Raw genomic sequence first — 21,951 nt, forward strand, 5'->3', positions numbered from 1 at the left:
AGCCCAAGAAACAGGTGAATTTCGTGAGCCAGCCTACGCCAGCCGTGCGTACCTTCCAAGACTTGATCCTCGCCCTCCAGCAATACTGGGCCGAGCAAGGTTGCGTGGTACTTCAGCCCTACGATATGGAAGTAGGCGCCGGCACTTTCCACACTGCCACGTTTCTGCGTGCCATCGGCCCGGAAACCTGGAACGCCGCTTATGTGCAGCCCAGCCGCCGCCCGACTGACGGCCGCTACGGCGAAAACCCGAACCGCCTGCAGCATTACTACCAGTTCCAGGTGGTCCTGAAGCCGAACCCGGAGAACTTCCAGGAACTGTACCTGGGCTCCCTCAAGCACGTGGGCCTCGACCCGTTGGTGCACGACATTCGTTTCGTCGAAGACAACTGGGAATCGCCAACCCTGGGCGCCTGGGGCCTGGGCTGGGAAGTCTGGCTCAACGGCATGGAAGTGACCCAGTTCACCTACTTCCAGCAGGCGGGCGGTATCGAGTGCTACCCGGTCACCGGCGAGATCACCTATGGTCTCGAGCGCCTGGCCATGTACCTGCAGGGCGTGGATTCGGTCTATGACCTGGTGTGGGCCGACGGCCCGTTCGGCAAAGTGACCTATGGCGACGTGTTCCACCAGAACGAAGTGGAGCAGTCGACCTATAACTTCGAACACGCCAATGTCGACAAGCTGTTCGAACTTTTCGATTTCTACGAAAGCGAAGCCAAGCGCCTGATCGAACTGGACCAGCCGCTGCCGCTGCCGAGCTATGAAATGGTGTTGAAGGCATCCCATACCTTCAACCTGCTGGATGCGCGCCGGGCGATTTCCGTGACCGCGCGCCAGCAATACATCCTGCGTGTACGCACCCTGGCGCGTTCCGTTGCGCAAGCCTACCTGCTGGCCCGTGCCAAGCTGGGCTTCCCGATGGCGACCCCGGACCTGCGTGATGAAGTGTTGGCTAAGCTGGAGGCTGCACAATGAGTGCTCAAGATTTTCTGGTTGAACTGGGCACCGAAGAATTGCCACCCAAAGCCCTGAACACCCTGGCCGATGCGTTCCTGGCCGGCATCGAAAAAGGCCTGCAAGCCGCTGGCCTGAACTTCGAAACCAAGCACGTCTATGCCGCGCCGCGCCGCCTGGCCGTGCTGATCACCGCCCTGGAAACCCAGCAGCCGGACCGCAGCATCAACCTCGACGGCCCGCCACGCCAGGCCGCGTTCGATGCCGACGGCAACCCGACCCAGGCCGCCCTGGGCTTCGCCAAGAAGTGCGGCGTGGACCTGAGCGAGATCGACCAGAGCGGTCCGAAGCTGCGCTACAGCCAGAGCATCAAGGGCAAGCCGACCGCCAGCCTGTTGCCGACCATTGTCGAAGATTCCCTGAACGACCTGCCGATTCCCAAGCGCATGCGCTGGGCCGCGCGCAAGGAAGAATTCGTGCGTCCGACCCAATGGCTGGTGATGCTGCTCGGCGACGAGGTCATCGATTGCACGATCCTGGCGCAGAAGGCCGGTCGCGATTCCCGTGGTCACCGTTTCCATCATCCTCAGAGCGTACGCATCACGTCGCCGGCCAACTACCTGGCCGACCTGCGCGCCGCCTATGTGCTGGCCGACGCCAACGAGCGCCGCGAGCTGATCAGCAAGCGCACCGAAGAGCTGGCGACCAGCCAGGAAGGTACGGCAATCGTGCCGGCCAACCTGCTGGACGAAGTGACCGCGCTGGTGGAATGGCCGGTGCCGCTGGTGTGCTCGTTCGAGGAACGCTTCCTTGAAGTGCCGCAGGAAGCGCTGATCACCACCATGCAGGACAACCAGAAGTACTTCTGCCTGCTGGACGCGGAGGGCAAGCTGCTGCCCCGCTTCATCACCGTGGCCAACATCGAAAGCAATGACCCGCAGCAGATCATCGCCGGTAACGAGAAAGTGGTTCGCCCGCGCCTGACAGACGCTGAGTTCTTCTTCAAGCAAGACAAGAAACAATCCCTGGAAAGCTTCAACCAGCGTTTGCAGAACGTGGTTTTCCAGGAAAAGCTCGGCAGCGTCTACGACAAGGCCGAGCGTGTCTCCAGGCTGGCGGCATTCATTGCCCCACGCATCGGCGGTGACGCCCAGCGCGCAGCCCGTGCCGGCATTCTTTCCAAGTGCGACCTGTCCACCGAGATGGTTGGTGAGTTTCCGGAGATGCAGGGCATCGCCGGTTATTACTACGCCCTCAACGATGGCGAGCCGCAAGACGTGGCACTGGCCCTGAACGAGCAGTACATGCCGCGCGGTGCCGGCGCTGAGTTGCCAACCACCTTGACCGGTGCGGCCGTGGCGATCGCCGACAAGCTCGACACCCTGGTCGGGATCTTCGGTATCGGCATGCTGCCCACTGGCAGCAAGGACCCGTACGCACTGCGTCGCGCGGCGCTGGGCGTGTTGCGCATCCTGATCGACAAGCAGCTGGACCTGGACCTGAACGACGCCGTGGCCTTCGCCGTGAATGCGTTCGGCAGCAAGGTCAAGGCTGCCGGCCTGGCCGATGCGGTGCTTGAATTCATCTTCGACCGCCTGCGTGCGCGTTATGAAGACGAAGGCGTCGACGTCGCGACCTACCTGTCGGTGCGCGCCCTGAAGCCGGGCTCCGCCCTGGATTTCGACCAACGCGTACAGGCGGTGCAGGCGTTCCGCAAACTGCCGGAAGCCGCTGCGCTGGCGGCGGTGAACAAGCGTGTATCGAACCTGCTGGGCAAAGCCGAAGGCAATATCGCGGCCACCGTCGAGGCCAAGTACTTCGACAACGCCAACGAGTTTTCCCTGTATTCGGCGATCCAGCAGGCAGACCAGGCGGTCCAACCGATGGCGGCGGCGCGTCAGTACAGCGAAACCCTGGCACGCCTGGCAGCGTTGCGCGAACCGGTGGATGCGTTTTTTGAGGCGGTAATGGTCAACGCTGAAGACGCCAACGTACGGGCCAACCGCTATGCACTGCTGGCGCGTCTGCGCGGGTTGTTCCTTGGTGTTGCCGATATTTCGCTGCTGGGGTAAGCCTTGAAACTGCTGATTCTCGATCGGGACGGCGTGATCAATCACGATTCCGATGCTTACATCAAATCGGTGGAGGAATGGTTGCCGATCCCCGGTTCCATCGAGGCCATTGCGCAGTTGAGCAAAGCCGGCTGGACGGTGGCGGTGGCCACCAACCAGTCGGGCATTGCCCGCGGTTACTACGAGCTAACCGTCCTGGACGCCATGCACGAGCGCTTGCGCGAGCTGGTGGCCGAGCAGGGCGGTGAAATCGGCCTGATCGTTTATTGTCCGCACGGGCCGGACGAGGGCTGCGATTGCCGCAAGCCCAAGCCCGGCATGTTGAAAACCATCGCCACGCATTATGACGTTGCGCTGGCGGGCGTATGGTTCGTTGGCGACAGCCTCGGTGACCTGGAGGCGGCCAAGGCCGTCGATTGTCAGCCAGTTTTAGTAAAGACCGGGAAAGGCGAGAAGACTCTGGGCAAGACCCTACCGGTGGGCACCTTGATATTTGACGACCTGGCGGCGATTGCCGCTGAACTTATCCACAACTAGGGCTCCCCGACATCCTGATCAAGGATTGTTCGGGAAGCGCTTGAACGGCGGGCATTCCCCGCATGGTAGACGCCGCTATGTCGATACTGCAGGCCATCAGAAGCTTCCTCTTTTACCTGCTGCTGGGCACCAGTTCCTTGTTGTGGTGCACGCTGAGTTTTTTTGTCGCACCGTTCATGTCGTTCAGGACGCGCTACCGCTTCATCAACGTCTACTGGTGCCGCTGCGCACTTTGGCTAAGCAAGGTGTTCCTGGGCATTCGTTACGAAGTGAAGGGTGCCGAGAACGTGCCCGACCGGCCTTGCGTCATCCAGTCCAACCATCAGAGCACTTGGGAAACCTTCTTTCTTTCGGCCTATTTCGAGCCATTGAGCCAGGTCCTCAAGCGCGAGCTGCTGTTCGTACCGTTCTTCGGCTGGGCCATGGCGATGCTGCGCCCGATCGCGATTGATCGCGACAACCCCAAGGTTGCGCTCAAGCAAGTGGCGCAAAAAGGCGATGAGCTGCTGAAGGACAACGTCTGGGTCCTCATTTTTCCCGAAGGCACCCGCGTGCCCTATGGGACGATCGGAAAGTTCTCCCGCAGCGGTTCGGCGTTGGCTGTAAATGCAGGCCTGCCGGTGCTGCCGATTGCACACAATGCCGGAAAATTCTGGCCAAAGACGGGCTGGATCAGAACGCCTGGAACCATCACCGTGGTCATCGGCGCACCGATGTATGCAGAGGGCAGCGGCCCCCGGGCAATCGCTGAGCTCAACGACCGCGTCCAGGCCTGGAACGAACAGACGCAAAGGGATTTGGGTTCGCTACCATCAGCCCCCGCCGCACCGGCAACGCCGGACACGCTCGCTGTCTGAGAACTGTGGATAACCTGTGTACCGTTTCGCTGAATTTAGTTGCTTTTATTTCCTAATGCCTTGTTTTTAAAGTATATTTCTTAAGCACATAAAACAGCGGAAAAGGTGCATAAGTTTTTATAGCACTCTTGAAACGCAGCTTCGGTGTTCGTCGAAGCTGCGATTTTTAGCTCAACAGCGGAAATCGCAAGCTGAAGGTTGTCCCTTCCCCCACTTCGCTACGGCATTCAATCTCCCCGCCGTGATGATCGACGACTGCCTTGACCATGGACAGTCCCAGGCCAATGCCATCCACGCCATGAGCTGAAGAAAAGCGTCGATACTGAATGAACAGGTCTGGCAGCTCCCCGGCATCGATGCCTTTGCCTTGGTCAACCACATCGCAAGTCAACCAACCCTCCGCACATCGCACATGCAGTGAAATACAGGTTTCGCTCGTGCTGTATTTGATGGCGTTTTCCAGCAAGTTGAAGAGTGCGCGAGTCAGCAGGGGTTGATCGGCGTTGACTGTCGCTTCGTCATCATCCAGTTGGTATTGCAGATGGATGTTCTTGGCCTGGGCGATGGGTAATGCCTGGTCGATGACGTCCAGGACCAGCATTGCAAACAGCGTCGGCCGGAACTGGTAGGCGTCTGATTCAGCCTTGGCCAATTGGACGAACCCGTCAGTCAGGTCCAAGGCACGACGGACCTGGCGCTCGATCTGGTCGAACAGTGGGTTTTCAGCCCCTGCGTCATGCCGATGCACATCGAGCAGCGCCAGGATGGCCGAGTGGGGGGCGCGCAGGTCATGGGAAAGGAAGCGGAGCATGACACTGCGCTGCTCTTCGGCCGCCCGCTCGGCGCTCAGGTCCGTCAGGCTCATCAGCCAACCTATAGGGACGTCCCCATCAACTGGCAGCAGCGCAGCTCTTTCCAGCCGCAGGCTGCGTTCACGTATGTCGCGAAACTCAACCAACGGCAATGTGGACAATCGGTGGGCAGGGGAGTGCGCCAATGCGGGATAACCCAGCCGTGCCAGTGCTTCCAGCACATCCGCGCCCACCAGGGCATGATCGAACAACTCACGGGCCTTGCGATTGCCGAGCAGTATGTTGCCTTGCGGATCGCTGATCATCGTCGCCACCGGCAAATACTCCAGGCCGTCGGCAATAAAACGTCGCGTGTCCCGCGTGCGATTCATGGCCTGTTCCAACGCCATGACTTGTCCTTGTAGACCATCACTGCCGATATAGGACGCGCGACGACGCTCCGGGAATACCTTCGGCTCCGCATCCAGGCGTGCCAACTCCCAACCAAAATAAGCCAGCACCACGCTCAAGCGCCGCCAGTTCCAGATCAGATAACCGCCGAGCATGCCCAGCAGGCTAGGTGCCGGCGACCACGACCTACCCTGCGCGTCCAGCAACAGGCTTACGAGTAGGGCCGCTGCCATGCCTGCCAATGTCGTTCCCAGGGCAAAGCGCGGGCGCAACAGCAGCGAACCCAGGACGCAGCCCACCAGACATGTTGATAGCAAGGCGGCGACCGTCCCATCGCGATCCGAATGCACGCAATACGACATCAACGCGGTCGTTGGCAACAGGAGAAGACTTATCCACAACCATTCGCGAACCCAACGACGAAACAACCGTTGGACTTGGGTGGGTTCACGACTTTCATGGCGACGCGGGTTGCTCATAAGTAACCTGACGGAACATGGACTGGGGGGTATTGATCATGGCTTGGCGCGTCATACGTTCAGCGTCAAGCCCGAGACTATAGCGGACTCGATCGTGGCATGCGGCTGCCTTTCCCTCGTCGCCACTAGCCGGTATTGTCTCAGCCTGCGACAGGAGAGTGAAACAAGTCAGCTGCTGAGTTGCCTTCATCGCCCCTGTGGATGTCAGTATTTTCAAGATCAAGGAATCGCGTCCCATGCGTGTCGCCATACTGGATGACGAACCGGCCGAACTACGCCGGGTGGAACAGACACTGCAACAGATCCCCGGAAGGGGCGAGCAAGCCTGGACACTGCATAGTTTCGAACGAAGCGAAGATCTGTTGCGCCAATTGCGCCGCGAAACATTCGACCTGCTGATACTCGACTGGCAGTTGCCGGATATCAGCGGACTGTCTTTGCTTCGCTGGACACGCGAGCACATGGACTCACCACCGGCTGCCATCATGCTCACCAGCCGTGACGGCGAGCACGACATTGTCCAAGCCCTTAATGCCGGTGCCGACGACTACGTCAGCAAGCCATTCCGTCCCAATGAACTCAAGGCCCGGGTTACGGCAGTACTGCGCCGTCATAACCTGCAACGCATACCGACCAGTGATGTCTTGGTATTCAACGACCTCGAATTCGACGACGCGGAACTCACGGTTACCCGCGCTGGCATTCCCATCAGCCTGACTGAACGAGAATATCGCCTGGCTCGCTGCCTGTTCGCCAACCTCGGGCGGCCACTGTCCCGGGAGTATTTTTATGAACGCTTCTGGACCCACGAGGAAATGACCTCGTCCCGTCCGCTCGACACCCACATCTACCGCTTGCGCAACAAACTAGGGCTGACGGCGGATCGGGGCTGGCAGTTGCTGACGATCTATGGGTATGGATATCGTCTGGAGAGCGTGGCGGCGGGCAGCGAGGCTTGCGAAGCGAGTTAGCGTAAAAAAAAGGCCAACGCATACGCGTTGGCCTTCTTCGTTGGGGCAGTGACAACCCGGATCAGAAATCCAGGTTGGATACCGCCAATGCGTTGCTCTCGATGAAGTCACGACGTGGCTCGACCGCATCCCCCATCAGGGTATTGAAGATCTGGTCCGCGCCAATGGCGTCTTCGATGGTGACTTTCAGCATGCGACGCGAGCCCGGGTCCATGGTGGTTTCCCACAGTTGGTCCGGGTTCATCTCGCCCAGCCCTTTGTATCGCTGGATGGTGTGGCGCTTGGTGCTTTCAGCCATCAGCCATTCAAGGGCTTCTTTGAACTCAGTCACGGACTTCTTGCGCTCACCGCGCTGGATGTAAGCCCCTTCGTCTAGCAGCGTGCTCAACTGAGCGCCGAGAGAGACGACCGTCTTGTAGTCGTTGCTGCTGAAGAAGTCGCGGTTGAAGGTGACGTAGTTCGACAGGCCGTGGGAAATCAGTTCGACTTCAGGCAGCCATACGTTGCGTTCACGGTCTTCACGCAGGCTGGCCTTGTAGACCAGGCCGGATTTTTCCACGGTACGCAGGCGGACTTCATACTGGGCCAGCCAATCCTGCATGGCAGCGTGATCGGACAGTTGCTCCAGGCTTACGGCCGGCAGGTAGATGAAGTGCTCGGTCAGTTCCTGCGGATACAGACGCGACAGACGCTTGAGGGTCTTCATCACCAGGCGGAAGTCATTCACCAGGCGTTCAAGGGCTTCACCGGAAATGCCCGGCGCATCTTCGTTCAGGTGCAGGCTCGCGTCTTCCAGGGCCGACTGCGTCATGTACTCTTCCATGGCGTCGTCGTCTTTGATGTATTGCTCTTGCTTGCCTTTCTTGACCTTGTACAACGGTGGTTGGGCGATATAGATGTAGCCGCGCTCGATCAGCTCCGGCAACTGACGGAAGAAGAACGTCAGCAGCAGGGTGCGGATGTGCGAACCGTCAACGTCAGCGTCGGTCATGATGATGATGTTGTGATAGCGCAGCTTGTCGATGTTGTACTCTTCGCGGCCGATGCCACAGCCCAGCGCGGTGATAAGCGTGCCGACTTCCTGGGAGGAAATCATCTTGTCGAAGCGCGCTTTCTCGACGTTGAGGATCTTGCCCTTCAACGGCAGGATGGCCTGGGTGCGACGGTTACGACCCTGCTTGGCGGAACCACCAGCAGAGTCACCTTCCACGAGGTACAGCTCGGACAGGGCAGGGTCTTTTTCCTGGCAGTCCGCCAGTTTGCCCGGCAGGCCCGCGATGTCCAGCGCGCCTTTGCGGCGAGTCATCTCACGAGCCTTGCGCGCCGCTTCACGGGCGCGGGCGGCGTCGATCATCTTGCCGACCACCAGCTTAGCTTCGTTGGGGTTCTCCAGCAGGAAGTCAGAGAAGTATTTCCCCATTTCCTGTTCAACCGCAGTCTTCACTTCGGAAGACACCAGCTTGTCCTTCGTCTGGGAGCTGAACTTCGGATCGGGCACCTTGACCGAAATGATCGCGGTCAAGCCTTCACGGGCATCGTCACCGGTAGTGGCGACCTTATGCTTCTTCGCCAGGCCTTCCTGTTCGATGTAGTTGTTCAAGTTACGCGTGAGCGCCGAACGGAAGCCCACCAGGTGGGTTCCGCCGTCGCGCTGCGGGATATTGTTGGTGAAACACAACAGGTTCTCGTTGAAGCTGTCGTTCCACTGCAGGGCGATTTCCACACCGATGCCGTCGTCGCGCTGCACATTGAAGTGGAACACCTGGTTGACCGCAGTCTTGTTGGTGTTCAGGTATTCAACGAACGCACGCAGGCCACCTTCATACTTGAACAGCTCCTCCTTGCCGCTGCGCTCGTCCTTGAGGACGATGCCGACACCTGAGTTGAGGAAGGACAGTTCACGAATCCGCTTGGCCAGGATGTCCCAGCTGAAATGGATGTTCTTGAAGGTTTCGCTGGAAGCCTTGAAGTGGATCTGGGTGCCCGTGGTCTCGCTGTCACCAACGATCGCCATCGGTGCCTGGGGCACGCCATGGACATAAGTCTGTTCCCAGATCTTGCCGCTGCGGCGAACGGTCAGCACCAGTTCTTCGGACAGTGCGTTCACCACCGAAACACCTACGCCGTGCAACCCGCCGGAAACCTTGTAGGAGTTATCGTCGAATTTCCCGCCTGCGTGGAGGACGGTCATGATGACCTCGGCAGCGGAAACACCTTCCTCTTTGTGGACGTCCACCGGGATGCCACGGCCGTTGTCACGAACGGTGATGGACTCATCCGGGTGGATGATGATGCTGATGTCGTCGCAATGGCCGGCGAGGGCTTCGTCGATGGAGTTGTCGACCACCTCGAACACCATGTGGTGCAGGCCGCTACCATCATCAGTGTCGCCAATGTACATACCGGGACGTTTGCGTACGGCATCCAGGCCTTTCAGCACTTTAATGCTCGTTGAGTCGTACGTATTTTCTTCGCTCAATGCCTTCACTCCCGATGGTCGTGGGTCTGGGTGATACGGCCCTGTTCCACGTGGAACAGAGCGACTGGCGTTTCCGTCTGCCAGCCTTCCCTCAATAATTCGTGGTCTACACAAGTGATGAACACTTGGCAGCGTAAGTCTTCCAGCAAGCGGCACAAGGCCCGACGGTGGGCTTCGTCCAGCTCGGACGGCAAGTCATCCACCAGATAAATACACTGACCGCGGCGGGCCTGGCTGACCAGATGCCCTTGGGCGATACGCAAGGCGCACACCACCAACTTCTGCTGCCCCCGGGACAATATGTCCGCGGCGTTATGTGCGCCCAATCTGAGGCGCAAGTCAGCGCGTTGTGGTCCAGCCTGGGTATGGCCCATCTGCTGGTCTCGCTGCAGTGAGCCAGCCAGCACGGTGCTCAGTTCCCGGTCCTTATCCCAGCCTCGGTAATAGCTGAGCGTCAGCCCCTCAAGCTCAACGAGTTCGCTCAACGTCTGTTCGAAAACCGGTTTCAAGGCTTTTATGTAAGCACGGCGGTATTCATCGATTTCGGCGCTGGCCTGACACAGTTCCCTGTCCCAAACCGCTTGCGAAACGGCGTCAAGTGTACCATGTCGCAGCCAAGAGTTTCGCTGGCGCAGCGCCTTCTGCAAGCGCTGCCAGGTCGCCATGAAACGCGGTTCCACGTGGAACACGCCCCAGTCCAGAAACTGTCGGCGGATCTTGGGGGCGCCTTCCAAAAAACGGAAGCTGTCCGGGTTGATCAGCTGCAACGGCAGGATCTCGGCCAGTTGGGCCGCGCTGCGGGCGTTCTGCCCATCGATACGGATCTGGAACTCGCCTTGCCGGTCCCGCGAGATCCCCAAGGCGCTGTGGCCGCCTTCCGCCAGTTCCACCTGCCCGAACACCGTACACGCCAACTGATCGTACTGGATGACCGGTAACAGCCGGGTACTGCGAAACGAACGGGCAAGGCCGAGCAGGTGCACGGCTTCCAGCACGCTGGTCTTGCCGCTGCCGTTGGCGCCGTAAAGAATATTGATGCGGGGGGAAGGGGAGAAGGTCACCGGGTGCAGATTGCGCACCGCGGTGACCGAGACGCGACTTAAGGACATCTAGCTGATTCTGATTACAGACGCATCGGCATGACAACGTAAGCCGAATCGTCGTTATCAGACTCCTGCACCAGCGCACTGCTGTTGGAGTCGGAAAGGATCAGACGCACCTGCTCAGTGGTCATCACGCCCAGCACGTCCAGCAGGTAGCTGACGTTGAAACCGATTTCCAGTGAGCCGCCGTTGTAGTCCACGCCGACTTCTTCTTCCGCTTCTTCCTGCTCGGGGTTGTTCGCCTGGATCTTCAGCTGCCCGTTGGCCAACTGCAAACGAATGCCGCGGTATTTTTCGTTGGAGAGGATCGCGGTACGGCTGAACGCTTCGCGCAGCGCTTGGCGATCGCCCAGTACCAGCTTGTCACCACCTTTTGGCAGCACACGCTCGTAATCGGGGAACTTGCCGTCCACCAGTTTCGACGTGAAAGTGAACTCGCCAGTCGTGGCGCGGATGTGGTGCTGGCCCAACACGATGCTGACGTTGCCGTCCGGCTCGGTCAGCAGACGGGCCAGCTCCAGGATGCCCTTACGCGGCACGATTACCTGATGGCGATCCGGCTGACCGATATCAGCCTGCATCGAGCACATCGCCAAGCGATGACCGTCGGTAGCCACGGCGCGGATGATCCCGGCAGACACTTCCAACAGCATGCCGTTGAGGTAATAACGCACATCCTGCTGGGCCATGGCGAAACTGGTGCGCTCGATCAGGCGGCGCAGCTTGCTCTGCTCCAGGCTGCAAGTCAGCGATCCCGGGCCTTCCTCGACCGTCGGGAAATCGTTGGCCGGCAGGGTCGACAAAGTGAAACGGCTGCGACCAGCCTTGACGACGAGCTTTTGCTCATCAACCTTGATATCGATCAGCGCATCGTTTGGCAGGCTCTTGCAGATATCCATCAGCTTACGCGCAGGCACGGTGATGGAGCCCGGATCGGCCGGCTCTTCGAGTTGGACACGACCAACCAGCTCGACTTCCAGGTCGGTACCGGTCAGCGACAATTGCTGGCCATCGACAACCAGCAGCACGTTGGAAAGTACCGGCAAGGTCTGGCGGCGTTCGACGACGCCCGCGACCAGTTGCAGGGGTTTCAACAGGGCTTCGCGTTGAATGGTGAAATGCATGGTCTAGTCCCTTGCCTTAATAAGCTGCGCTGGTGGTCATCAAGTGGTCAATGTACGCAGCAGGTTCTTGTAGTCCTCGCGGATGTCCGCGTCGGATTCCTTAAGTTCGTTGATCTTGCGGCAGGCGTGCAGCACCGTGGTGTGATCGCGTCCACCAAACACGTCGCCGATTTCCGGCAGGCTGTGGTTGGTCAGTTCCTTGGACAAGGCCATGGCCACCTGTCGCGGTCGAGCCACCGAACGTGAACGACGTTTCGAAAGCAGGTCGGAAATCTTGATTTTGTAGTATTCAGCAACGGTACGCTGAATGTTATCCACAGACACAAGTTTGTCCTGAAGCGCCAGCAGGTCCTTCAACGACTCGCGGATCAGCTCGATGGTGATATCGCGGCCCATGAAATGAGAATGGGCAATCACCCGCTTGAGGGCACCTTCAAGCTCACGCACGTTCGAGCGAATACGCTGGGCGATGAAGAACGCGGCGTCATGAGGAAGCTCGACCTTGGCCTGATCGGCTTTCTTCATCAGGATCGCGACCCGGGTTTCCAGCTCAGGCGGCTCGACGGCCACCGTCAGGCCCCAACCGAAACGCGACTTGAGGCGTTCCTCAAGGCCTTCGATCTCTTTCGGGTAGCGGTCGCTGGTGAGAATGACTTGCTGCCCGCCTTCAAGCAATGCGTTGAAGGTGTGGAAGAACTCTTCCTGTGAACGTTCCTTGCGGGCGAAGAATTGAATGTCGTCGATCAGCAAGGCGTCGACCGAACGGTAGAAACGCTTGAACTCGTTGATAGCATTGAGTTGCAACGCCTTGACCATATCGGCCACGAAACGCTCGGAATGCAAGTACACAACCTTGGCGTTCGGGTTCTTCTTTAACAGATGGTTGCCCACCGCATGCATCAAGTGGGTCTTACCCAGGCCGACGCCGCCATAAAGAAAGAGCGGGTTGTAGCCGTGCTTGGGGTTATCCGCCACCTGCCAGGCCGCGGCGCGAGCCAATTGGTTGGATTTACCTTCAACGAAATTCTCGAAGGTAAAGGTCCGGTTCAGATAGCTGGTGTGCTTGAGCGCGCCTTCGACCTGGACGGTGCGTTGTTCGGTACGCACCGGCGCCTGCTGGGAGCTCGCCCCGGCCATCGGGTCGAAGCTGTCCCGGGAAGGCTCTTCACTGACCTCGGCCACTTTTTGTGCATTGCGCTTGCTCGGGGCTGGCGCGGGCGCCGGGGCGGCGTGGTTGTTGACCGGTACCGGCGCAGCCTGCTGGGCCTGTGACGCAGCAGCAGCAGCCAGCGGCGCGTTGGGCGCGGCGCGGGGGGCGGAGCTACGTTTGCTGCCTATTAATAAGGACAACGCAGGCGCCATGCCATTGCCATGCTCATCGAGCAGTTCCATGACCCGGCCCAGGTACTTTTCGTTGACCCAGTCGAGGACGAAACGGTTCGGTGCATAGACACGCAACTCGTCGCCTTCGGCTTCGACCTGTAGTGGACGGATCCAAGTGTTGAATTGTTGGGCAGGCAGCTCATCGCGCAAAAGCTCCACGCACTGCTGCCAAAGTTCCACTGACACGGACATCCCCTAAGTTGAAAGCCGGTGAGGCAAAAACAAGCGGCCATTGTAGCGAGCAGACGAGCACTTATCCACACGCAGCTTGCTCATCGACCATGATTTATCAATGCGTAAACCGAACGAAAGGCGACCGGCGGTCGGTGGATAAGCCCTGTGGATAACCGCGCCTGAGGCCGTTGCACAACTGGGGGCGAAACTCAGTGGATAACCGGCCTGTGGATAACCTGGCATTCCACACACAGCTTATCCGACAGCGCAGCACAGGCTTGCCACCGCTTTCCCGCCTAGTTGTCATTCGCTGTACATTGCGGATTACAAGGCCTTGGAGTGGTTATCCACAGCTAGGCGTCGGCGTTGCTTCTATAAGCTTTACAGAAAAGCTTTAAATACTTTCCTTCTTTATTTCTATATCTAGCGTTGTGTGACGAAACCGCCGAAAAGCGGCTGGTCATCTATTTAAAGGAAACGCTGGTTGGAAATTGACCTAGAGGCTTGCTTTCTCTAGAATCCCCGGTCTCTTAAAACGGGGGCCATTCCGGCCCGTTGTGGACGAACCAGGTAACACGACATGAAACGTACTTTCCAACCAAGCACTATCAAACGCGCTCGTACCCACGGTTTCCGTGCTCGCATGGCTACCAAGAATGGTCGTGCCGTCCTGTCGCGTCGTCGCGCCAAAGGTCGTGCGCGTCTGGCAGTTTGATAATCCGGCACTGGAGGTGAGTCAGGACTTCAGTCGGGAAAAGCGTCTGCTTACCCCCCGGCATTTCAAGGCAGTCTTTGACTCCCCTACCGGCAAGGTTCCGGGGAAAAATCTCCTGCTCCTTGCGCGCAGTAACGATCTCGATCACCCCCGACTTGGGCTGGTTATCGGGAAAAAGAGCGTTAAGCTCTCCGTTCAGCGCAATCGCCTCAAGCGTTTGATGCGCGAATCGTTTCGCCTGAATCAGGATTCACTGGTGGGGTGGGACATTGTGATCGTTGCGCGCAAAGGTTTGGGTGACGTAGAAAACCCCGAATTGATTCAGCATTTCGGCAAGCTCTGGAAACGTCTGGCCCGTAACAAGCCAGCACCAGCAGCCAACACCGAAACTGTAGGGGTAGACAGTACCGATGCGTAAGCTGGCACTCGTTCCGATCCAGTTTTATCGCTACGCCATTAGTCCCCTGATGGCCAGCCACTGTCGTTTCTACCCCAGTTGTTCTTGCTACGCGTATGAAGCCATAGAAAATCATGGCCTTCTGCGCGGTGGCTGGCTGACCTTTCGTCGTTTAGGTCGCTGTCATCCGTGGAATCCCGGCGGTTATGACCCGGTTCCGCCTATCCCTACCTCCCGTTCTTCTTCGATGGCCGAGTAATCATGGATATCAAACGCACGATCCTGATCGTCGCCCTGGCAATCGTGTCCTACGTCATGGTCCTTAAATGGAACCAGGACTACGGCCAGGCTGCCCTGCCGACTCAGAATGTTGCAGCCAGCAATACCGCACCGAGCCTGCCGGATGCTCCAGTTGGCAACAACGCTGCCAACAATGACGACATCCCACGCGCGGCAAGCGATACCAGCGCTCCTGCCGAAGCCCCAGTGGCCGTAAGCAAAGATCTCATTCAGATCAAGACGGACGTGCTCGAGCTGGCAATCGACCCACAAGGTGGTGACGTCGCGCAGCTGAAGCTGCCGCTGTACCCACGTCGTCAGGATCATCCGGAAATTCCGTTCCAGTTGTTCGACAACGGTAACGAGCGCACCTATCTGGCCCAAAGTGGCCTGATCGGTACCAACGGTCCGGATTCGAACCCGGCCGGTCGCCCGATCTACTCTGCCGAGAAGAAGACTTATCAACTGGCTGACGGTCAGGACCAACTGGTCGTGGACCTGAAGTTCAGCAAGGACGGCGTCAACTACATCAAGCGTTTCACTGTGAAACGTGGCATGTACGACGTAACCGTCTCTTATCTGATCGACAACCAGAGCGCCCAGCCTTGGTCCGGTGCGATGTTCGCGCAACTCAAGCGTGATGCCAGCGACGATCCATCCTCCAGCACCGCCACCGGCACCGCGACTTACCTGGGCGCTGCCCTGTGGACAAGTTCGGAGCCGTACAAGAAAGTGTCCATGAAGGACATGGACAAGGCTCAGCTCAAGGAAACCGTCCAAGGTGGCTGGGTTGCCTGGCTGCAGCACTATTTTGTAACTGCGTGGATCCCGCAAAAAGGCGACAGTAACGTCGTCCAGACGCGTAAAGACAGCAAAGGCAACTTCATCATCGGTTATACCGGCCCGACATTGACTGCCGCGCCCGGTGCAAAAGTCGAAACGAGCGCCGTTCTGTATGCCGGTCCAAAAAGCCAGGCCGTGCTGAAAGAGTTGTCCCCAGGTCTGGAATTGACTGTTGACTATGGCTTCCTTTGGTTCATTGCCCAGCCAATCTTCTGGCTGCTGCAACATATCCACAGCATCGTCGGCAACTGGGGTTGGTCGATCATCTTCCTGACCATGCTGATCAAGGGGATCTTCTTCCCGCTGTCGGCTGCCAGCTACAAATCGATGGCACGGATGCGTGCAGTGGCGCCGAAATTGGCTGCCCTGAAAGAACAACATGGCGATGACCGGCAGAAAATGTCTCAGGCCATGATGGAGTTGTACAAGAAGGAGAAGATCAACCCGCTGGGTGGTTGCTTGCCGATTCTTGTACAAATGCCTGTGTTCCTCGCGCTTTACTGGGTCTTGCTGGAAAGCGTGGAGATGCGCCAGGCTCCGTTCATGCTGTGGATTACGGACCTGTCGATCAAGGATCCGTTCTTCATCCTGCCGATCATCATGGGCGCCACCATGTTCATCCAGCAGCAGCTGAACCCGACACCTCCGGACCCGATGCAGGCGAAGGTCATGAAAATGATGCCAATCATCTTCACCTTCTTCTTCCTGTGGTTCCCGGCGGGTCTTGTGCTGTACTGGGTTGTGAACAACGTGCTGTCGATCACCCAGCAGTGGTACATCACGCGTAAGATCGAAGCGGCTACGAAAAAAGCCGAGGCGTAACTTGCTCTGTGGATAACCACACAAAACGCCCCCTAGTGGGGCGTTTTGCTATCTGCCATTTTTGTCTGGATACCGGTTTATGAGCGCACCGCGTGAAACCATCGCCGCCGTTGCCACCGCTCAAGGTCGCGGCGGTGTCGGCATCGTCCGTATTTCGGGGCCGTTGGCCAGTGTCGCGGCCAACGCGATCAGCGGTCGTGAACTCAGGCCGAGGTTTGCCCATTACGGCCCGTTCTTCGATTCGCAGCGGCAAGTGCTCGATGAAGGGCTGGCCTTGTATTTCCCGGGGCCTAACTCATTCACCGGTGAAGATGTGTTGGAGCTGCAGGGCCACGGCGGCCCGGTTGTCCTGGACATGTTGCTCCAGCGTTGCCTCGAGCTGGGCTGTCGCCTGGCGCGGCCGGGGGAATTCAGCGAACGAGCATTCCTCAACGACAAACTCGACCTGGCCCAGGCCGAGGCCATTGCCGATCTCATCGAAGCGAGCTCCGCGCAAGCGGCACGTAATGCGTTGCGCTCGTTGCAAGGGGCATTTTCACAGCGTGTGCATAACCTCACCGAGCAACTGATCGGCCTACGCATCTACGTCGAGGCCGCAATCGATTTCCCCGAAGAGGAAATCGACTTTCTCGCCGATGGCCACGTGCTGAGCATGCTCGATAAGGTCCGCGATGAATTATCCACAGTCCTGCGTGAAGCTGGGCAGGGTGCCTTGCTCCGTGACGGGATGACAGTGGTGATTGCCGGTCGGCCGAACGCCGGCAAATCCAGTCTGCTTAACGCCTTAGCCGGTCGCGAAGCAGCGATCGTCACCGAGATTGCCGGCACCACCCGAGACATCCTGCGCGAACATATCCACATCGATGGAATGCCCCTGCACGTGGTGGACACCGCTGGTTTGCGCGACACCGATGACCAGGTCGAAAAAATTGGTGTTGAACGTGCCCTGAAGGCCATCAGTGAAGCCGACCGTGTATTGCTGGTGGTGGACGCGACTGCGCCGGAAGCGGACGATCCCTTTGCCTTGTGGCCTGAGTTCCTCCATGTTCGCCCGGATCCAGCGAAAGTCACGCTGATTCGTAACAAGGCTGACCTGACCGGGGAGGCGATTGCCCTCGAAGTCAGCGACGACGGCCACGTGACCATCAGCCTAAGCGCGAAATCAGCGGGCGAGGGGCTGGAATTGCTGCGCGACCATCTCAAGGCTTGCATGGGTTATGAACAGACCTCGGAGAGCAGCTTCAGCGCCAGGCGCAGACACCTCGAAGCACTGCGCCACGCCAGCGCGGCCTTGGAGCACGGCCGCGCACAATTGACCTTGGCGGGGGCAGGAGAACTGCTGGCAGAAGATCTTCGCCAGGCTCAACAGTTCCTCGGGGAAATTACCGGCGCCTTCAGCTCTGATGATCTGTTGGGGCGGATCTTTTCCAGCTTCTGCATCGGTAAATAACCCCGCTGGGGCTGTCGACAAACCCGTGGCGAGGGAGCTTGCTCCCGTTCGGCTGCGACGTAGTCGTAAACCGGCGGGTGCGGTGTGTCAGGTACTCCGCGTTCGGCAGGTTTTGGGGCGCCGCTTCGCTACCCAGCGGGAGCAAGCTCCCTCGCCACAGGCCTATCGTTCCTCGGCAACCACATCACGTCTTTGCAGCCGGGTTTGTCCTCGAAAGCCTATCGAGCGCAACACAAACCCGCTACCTCCTCTTTTTTTTGAACTGATTGCCCTTAATGGCGGCTTGCCTGTGGACGCTTCGGCGACCCTTGTCGGCTGTTTTCTGTGGATTAAGCCCTGTGAATAACTGCGACTGAGGTCGGTTGATAAGGCTCCTTCAAAACTGGATATAACCGCGCCTGTGGATAACGACCATATTAATCCACAGGCTTACACCGGTTATCCAAGGCGCTCCGGGGCACATGGTCACAGGGTTTTGAAACTCTGTACATGCTGTAAAACAAGGGATGCAGAACGTTATCCACAGATAGGCCGGTCACTAAGAATAAACATAAAAACAAAGGTTTTATAAATTTCTTTTTTTTTTATTTTTTTAACCCCGAGTTCTCCACAGCTGGTTAAATTTTGTGCAGAGGGTTCTTTAGGAAGAGGGAAGTCCCTATACTTGCCGACCCTGGTTCGAAAACGCCCAGGAACCAAGCCAGAATCTATTTCCGAATTACCTGAATAAAGCAGGCACGAGGTGCGTGGTGGATTTCCCTTCCCGTTTTGAAGTGATCGTCATCGGCGGCGGTCATGCCGGTACCGAGGCAGCACTTGCATCAGCACGCATGGGCGCTAAAACCCTGCTGCTGACGCATAACGTGGAAACCCTCGGTGCCATGAGCTGCAACCCCGCCATTGGTGGCATCGGCAAGAGCCACCTGGTCAAGGAAATCGACGCCCTTGGCGGTGCGATGGCCATGGCCACGGATAAAGGGGGCATTCAGTTTCGCGTGTTGAACAGCCGCAAGGGCCCAGCCGTGCGCGCCACCCGCGCCCAGGCCGATCGAGTCCTGTACAAGGCCGCTGTCCGTGAAATCCTGGAAAACCAGCCGAACCTGTGGATATTTCAACAAGCAGCCGATGACCTGATCGTCGAGCAGGACCAAGTACGCGGTGTCGTCACGCAAATGGGTCTGCGTTTCTTCGCCGATTCTGTGGTGTTGACCACCGGGACCTTCCTCGGCGGACTTATCCACATCGGTTTGCAGAATTTTTCCGGCGGTCGCGCTGGGGATCCTCCATCGATCGCCCTGGCCCAGCGCCTGCGTGAACTGCCGCTGCGTGTTGGTCGGTTGAAAACCGGTACACCACCGCGTATCGACGGCAAGTCGGTGGATTTCTCGGTGATGACCGAGCAACCTGGCGATACGCCGATCCCGGTGATGTCGTTCATGGGCAACAAAGAACAGCATCCACGGCAAGTCAGTTGCTGGATCACCCATACCAACGCTCGCACCCACGAAATCATCGCGGCGAACCTCGATCGTTCGCCGATGTATTCCGCTGCTGGTGAAATCGAAGGTGTCGGCCCCCGCTATTGCCCGTCGATCGAAGACAAGATCCATCGTTTTGCCGACAAGGAAAGCCATCAGGTGTTCATCGAACCGGAAGGTTTGACCACCCATGAGCTGTATCCGAACGGGATATCCACAAGTCTGCCGTTCGACGTGCAATTGCAGATCGTGCAATCGATCCGTGGCATGGAGAACGCGCACATCGTGCGTCCGGGTTATGCGATCGAGTACGACTACTTCGATCCGCGCGATCTGAAGTACAGCCTGGAAACCAAAGTTATCGGCGGTCTGTTCTTCGCTGGACAGATCAACGGCACCACCGGTTACGAAGAAGCGGGTGCCCAGGGTTTGCTCGCCGGAGCCAACGCCGCACTGCTCGCCAAGGGTAAGGAAGCCTGGTGCCCGCGCCGTGATGAGGCGTACATCGGTGTTCTGGTGGACGACCTGATTACCCTGGGTACTCAGGAACCGTATCGGATGTTCACCTCCCGCGCCGAATATCGCCTGATCCTGCGTGAAGACAACGCCGATCTGCGTCTGACCGAAAAAGGGCGTGAACTGGGCTTGGTGGATGACGTGCGTTGGGCCGCGTTCTGCAAGAAGCGCGAAAGTATCGAGCTGGAAGAGCAGCGCCTGAAAAGTACCTGGGTTCGCCCGGGCACCGAACAGGGCGATGCGATTGCAGCTCGGTTCGGTACCCCGTTGACCCACGAATACAACCTGCTCAACTTGTTGAGCCGTCCGGAAATCGATTACGCCGGGCTGGTGGAAGTGACCGGTCAAGGTGCGGAGGATCCGCAAGTCGCCGAACAGGTCGAAATCAAGACCAAATACGCCGGTTACATCGACCGCCAGCAGGATGAAATCGCTCGCTTGCGCGCCAGCGAAGACACCAAATTGCCTGTGGATATCGATTACACCGGCATCTCCGGATTGTCGAAAGAGATCCAGAGCAAACTCGGTGCGACGCGGCCAGAGACCCTGGGCCAGGCCTCGCGCATTCCCGGCGTCACGCCGGCGGCCATTTCACTGTTGATGATTCATTTGAAAAAACGCGGCGCGGGCCGCCAGTTGGAGCAGAGCGCTTGAGTTCGATGGTCACCTCGCAACACGCTGAAGAGTTATCCACAGGTGCCCGCCAGCTCGGCGTGAGCCTGAGCGAAGCCCAGCATGCGCAACTGCTGGGCTATCTGGCGCTGTTGATCAAGTGGAACAAGGCCTACAACCTGACTGCGGTACGCGATCCCGACGAGATGGTTTCGCGGCATCTGCTCGACAGTCTGAGTGTGATGTCCTTCGTCGAGAACGGTCGGTGGCTGGACGTTGGCAGTGGCGGTGGCATGCCGGGCATCCCGCTGGCGATCCTGTTTCCGGATTCTCAAGTGACCTGCCTGGACAGCAACGGCAAGAAAACCCGCTTCCTGACCCAGGTCAAACTCGAACTCAAACTGGATAACCTCCAGGTTATCCACAGCCGCGTCGAAGCTTTCCAGCCTGAAAAGCCTTTCAACGGAATCATCTCAAGGGCTTTCAGCAGCATGGAGAACTTCAGCAACTGGACGCGCCACCTTGGCGACGCCAATACGCGCTGGCTGGCAATGAAGGGCGTTCATCCGGCCGATGAGCTGGTAGCATTGCCGGCAGACTTCCACCTCGATAGCGAACACGCCTTGGCCGTACCCGGTTGCCAAGGCCAACGCCATCTGCTGATACTGCGCCGCACGGCATGATTGGGAACACACGCAAGAATGGCTAAGGTATTCGCAATAGCGAACCAGAAAGGTGGTGTGGGCAAGACCACCACCTGCATCAACCTCGCAGCATCCCTGGTCGCCACCAAGCGCCGGGTGCTGTTGATCGACCTCGATCCACAGGGCAACGCCACCATGGGTAGCGGTGTGGATAAACATGGCTTGGAAAACTCCATCTACGACGTCCTGATCGGCGAATGCGATCTGGGCCAGGCCATGCACTTCTCCGAACATGGCGGTTATCAACTGCTGCCGGCCAACCGCGACCTGACGGCGGCCGAAGTGGTGCTGTTGGAAATGCAGATGAAGGAAAGCCGCCTGCGCAGCGCGCTGGCGCCGGTCCGCGAGAATTACGACTACATCCTGATCGACTGCCCACCGTCGCTGTCGATGTTGACCCTCAACGCCTTGGTGGCCGCCGACGGGGTGATTATCCCCATGCAGTGCGAGTACTTCGCCCTTGAAGGGTTGAGCGACCTTGTGGATAACATCAAGCGTATCGCTGAATTGCTGAACCCGGACCTGAAGGTCGAGGGACTGTTGCGGACCATGTACGACCCGCGCCTGAGCCTGATGAACGATGTTTCTGCCCAGCTCAAGGAGCATTTCGGCGAGCAGCTCTACGATACGGTCATCCCGCGCAACATCCGTCTGGCCGAAGCGCCGAGCTACGGCATGCCGGCCCTGGCGTACGATAAACAATCGCGCGGCGCGCTGGCTTACCTGGCGCTGGCAGGCGAGATGGTTCGCCGCCAACGTCGTCAACCACGCATCGCTGCAGCCCAGCCAACTTAAGGA

At 58.5% G+C, this 21,951-nt stretch carries 18 protein-coding genes; 13 read left to right on the plus strand and 5 right to left on the minus strand.

Annotation, left to right across the window (positions count from 1 at the left end):
- Positions 1 to 23: 23 nt before the first annotated feature.
- From glyQ to M1D68_RS25280, 4 genes are all read left to right on the plus strand, one after another.
- Complete coding sequence (gene glyQ, locus M1D68_RS25265; RefSeq protein ID WP_022641565.1) at positions 24 to 977, plus strand: glycine--tRNA ligase subunit alpha; 954 nt, start codon at positions 24 to 26, stop codon at positions 975 to 977.
- Positions 974 to 3,028, plus strand: coding sequence for a glycine--tRNA ligase subunit beta (gene glyS, locus M1D68_RS25270; protein ID WP_457968825.1), 2,055 nt, complete (start codon positions 974 to 976; stop codon positions 3,026 to 3,028). The genes glyQ and glyS overlap by 4 nt, the downstream gene beginning before the upstream one ends.
- Positions 3,029 to 3,031: 3 nt before the next feature.
- The gene (gene gmhB / locus M1D68_RS25275; protein ID WP_420766042.1) at positions 3,032 to 3,565 is read left to right on the plus strand and encodes a D-glycero-beta-D-manno-heptose 1,7-bisphosphate 7-phosphatase; all 534 of its coding nucleotides are present in this window, start codon (positions 3,032 to 3,034) and stop codon (positions 3,563 to 3,565) included.
- Between the two features lie 77 nt (positions 3,566 to 3,642).
- The gene (locus M1D68_RS25280; protein ID WP_420766043.1) at positions 3,643 to 4,422 is read left to right on the plus strand and encodes a lysophospholipid acyltransferase family protein; all 780 of its coding nucleotides are present in this window, start codon (positions 3,643 to 3,645) and stop codon (positions 4,420 to 4,422) included.
- A 166-nt stretch (positions 4,423 to 4,588) separates the two neighbouring features.
- Here M1D68_RS25280 and M1D68_RS25285 read toward each other — a convergent pair whose 3' ends face one another.
- Positions 4,589 to 6,103, minus strand: coding sequence for a sensor histidine kinase (locus tag M1D68_RS25285; RefSeq protein ID WP_434608685.1), 1,515 nt, complete (start codon positions 6,101 to 6,103; stop codon positions 4,589 to 4,591).
- A gap of 236 nt (positions 6,104 to 6,339) precedes the next feature.
- Between M1D68_RS25285 and M1D68_RS25290 the strand changes: the two genes are divergently transcribed.
- On the plus strand, positions 6,340 to 7,074 hold the full coding sequence (locus M1D68_RS25290; protein ID WP_420766045.1) for a response regulator transcription factor: 735 nt from the start codon (positions 6,340 to 6,342) through the stop codon (positions 7,072 to 7,074).
- A 61-nt stretch (positions 7,075 to 7,135) separates the two neighbouring features.
- Here the strand turns inward: M1D68_RS25290 and gyrB are convergent, their stop codons facing one another.
- The 4 genes from gyrB to dnaA are packed head-to-tail and all read right to left on the minus strand — an operon-like array spanning position 7,136 to position 13,349.
- Positions 7,136 to 9,553: a DNA topoisomerase (ATP-hydrolyzing) subunit B gene (gene gyrB / locus M1D68_RS25295; RefSeq protein WP_420766046.1), complete on the minus strand. Its 2,418-nt coding sequence runs from the start codon at positions 9,551 to 9,553 to the stop codon at positions 7,136 to 7,138.
- A gap of 5 nt (positions 9,554 to 9,558) precedes the next feature.
- On the minus strand, positions 9,559 to 10,662 hold the full coding sequence (recF, locus tag M1D68_RS25300; RefSeq protein WP_457968829.1) for a DNA replication/repair protein RecF: 1,104 nt from the start codon (positions 10,660 to 10,662) through the stop codon (positions 9,559 to 9,561).
- Positions 10,663 to 10,676: 14 nt separating this feature from the next.
- Positions 10,677 to 11,780 carry a DNA polymerase III subunit beta gene (gene dnaN / locus M1D68_RS25305; RefSeq protein WP_457968831.1) on the minus strand — a complete coding sequence of 368 codons (1,104 nt, stop codon included), beginning with the start codon at positions 11,778 to 11,780 and terminating at the stop codon, positions 10,677 to 10,679.
- Between the two features lie 39 nt (positions 11,781 to 11,819).
- Positions 11,820 to 13,349 carry a chromosomal replication initiator protein DnaA gene (gene dnaA / locus M1D68_RS25310; protein ID WP_457968833.1) on the minus strand — a complete coding sequence of 510 codons (1,530 nt, stop codon included), beginning with the start codon at positions 13,347 to 13,349 and terminating at the stop codon, positions 11,820 to 11,822.
- Between the two features lie 568 nt (positions 13,350 to 13,917).
- On the opposite strand from dnaA, the gene rpmH reads away from it, so the two are divergent.
- From rpmH to M1D68_RS25350, 8 genes are all read left to right on the plus strand, one after another.
- Positions 13,918 to 14,052: a 50S ribosomal protein L34 gene (rpmH, locus tag M1D68_RS25315; protein WP_003213577.1), complete on the plus strand. Its 135-nt coding sequence runs from the start codon at positions 13,918 to 13,920 to the stop codon at positions 14,050 to 14,052.
- A 16-nt stretch (positions 14,053 to 14,068) separates the two neighbouring features.
- Entirely contained in the window at positions 14,069 to 14,470 is a 402-nt protein-coding gene (gene rnpA, locus M1D68_RS25320; RefSeq protein WP_420766123.1) for a ribonuclease P protein component, read from the plus strand.
- Entirely contained in the window at positions 14,463 to 14,708 is a 246-nt protein-coding gene (yidD, locus tag M1D68_RS25325; RefSeq protein WP_010465488.1) for a membrane protein insertion efficiency factor YidD, read from the plus strand. Before rnpA ends, yidD begins: the two co-directional genes overlap by 8 nt.
- A 2-nt stretch (positions 14,709 to 14,710) precedes the next feature.
- Complete coding sequence (gene yidC / locus M1D68_RS25330) at positions 14,711 to 16,393, plus strand: membrane protein insertase YidC (protein WP_434561486.1); 1,683 nt, start codon at positions 14,711 to 14,713, stop codon at positions 16,391 to 16,393.
- A 79-nt stretch (positions 16,394 to 16,472) separates the two neighbouring features.
- Positions 16,473 to 17,843 carry a tRNA uridine-5-carboxymethylaminomethyl(34) synthesis GTPase MnmE gene (gene mnmE, locus M1D68_RS25335; RefSeq protein ID WP_434561488.1) on the plus strand — a complete coding sequence of 457 codons (1,371 nt, stop codon included), beginning with the start codon at positions 16,473 to 16,475 and terminating at the stop codon, positions 17,841 to 17,843.
- Between the two features lie 749 nt (positions 17,844 to 18,592).
- The gene (gene mnmG / locus M1D68_RS25340) at positions 18,593 to 20,491 is read left to right on the plus strand and encodes a tRNA uridine-5-carboxymethylaminomethyl(34) synthesis enzyme MnmG (RefSeq protein ID WP_434608691.1); all 1,899 of its coding nucleotides are present in this window, start codon (positions 18,593 to 18,595) and stop codon (positions 20,489 to 20,491) included.
- 5 nt (positions 20,492 to 20,496) lie between these two features.
- Positions 20,497 to 21,132 carry a 16S rRNA (guanine(527)-N(7))-methyltransferase RsmG gene (rsmG, locus tag M1D68_RS25345; RefSeq protein ID WP_434564169.1) on the plus strand — a complete coding sequence of 212 codons (636 nt, stop codon included), beginning with the start codon at positions 20,497 to 20,499 and terminating at the stop codon, positions 21,130 to 21,132.
- An 18-nt stretch (positions 21,133 to 21,150) separates the two neighbouring features.
- Complete coding sequence (locus M1D68_RS25350; RefSeq protein WP_186633322.1) at positions 21,151 to 21,948, plus strand: ParA family protein; 798 nt, start codon at positions 21,151 to 21,153, stop codon at positions 21,946 to 21,948.
- The last annotated feature ends 3 nt before the right edge of the window (positions 21,949 to 21,951 follow it).

This window comes from Pseudomonas sp. R4-84 (genome assembly GCF_054130985.1).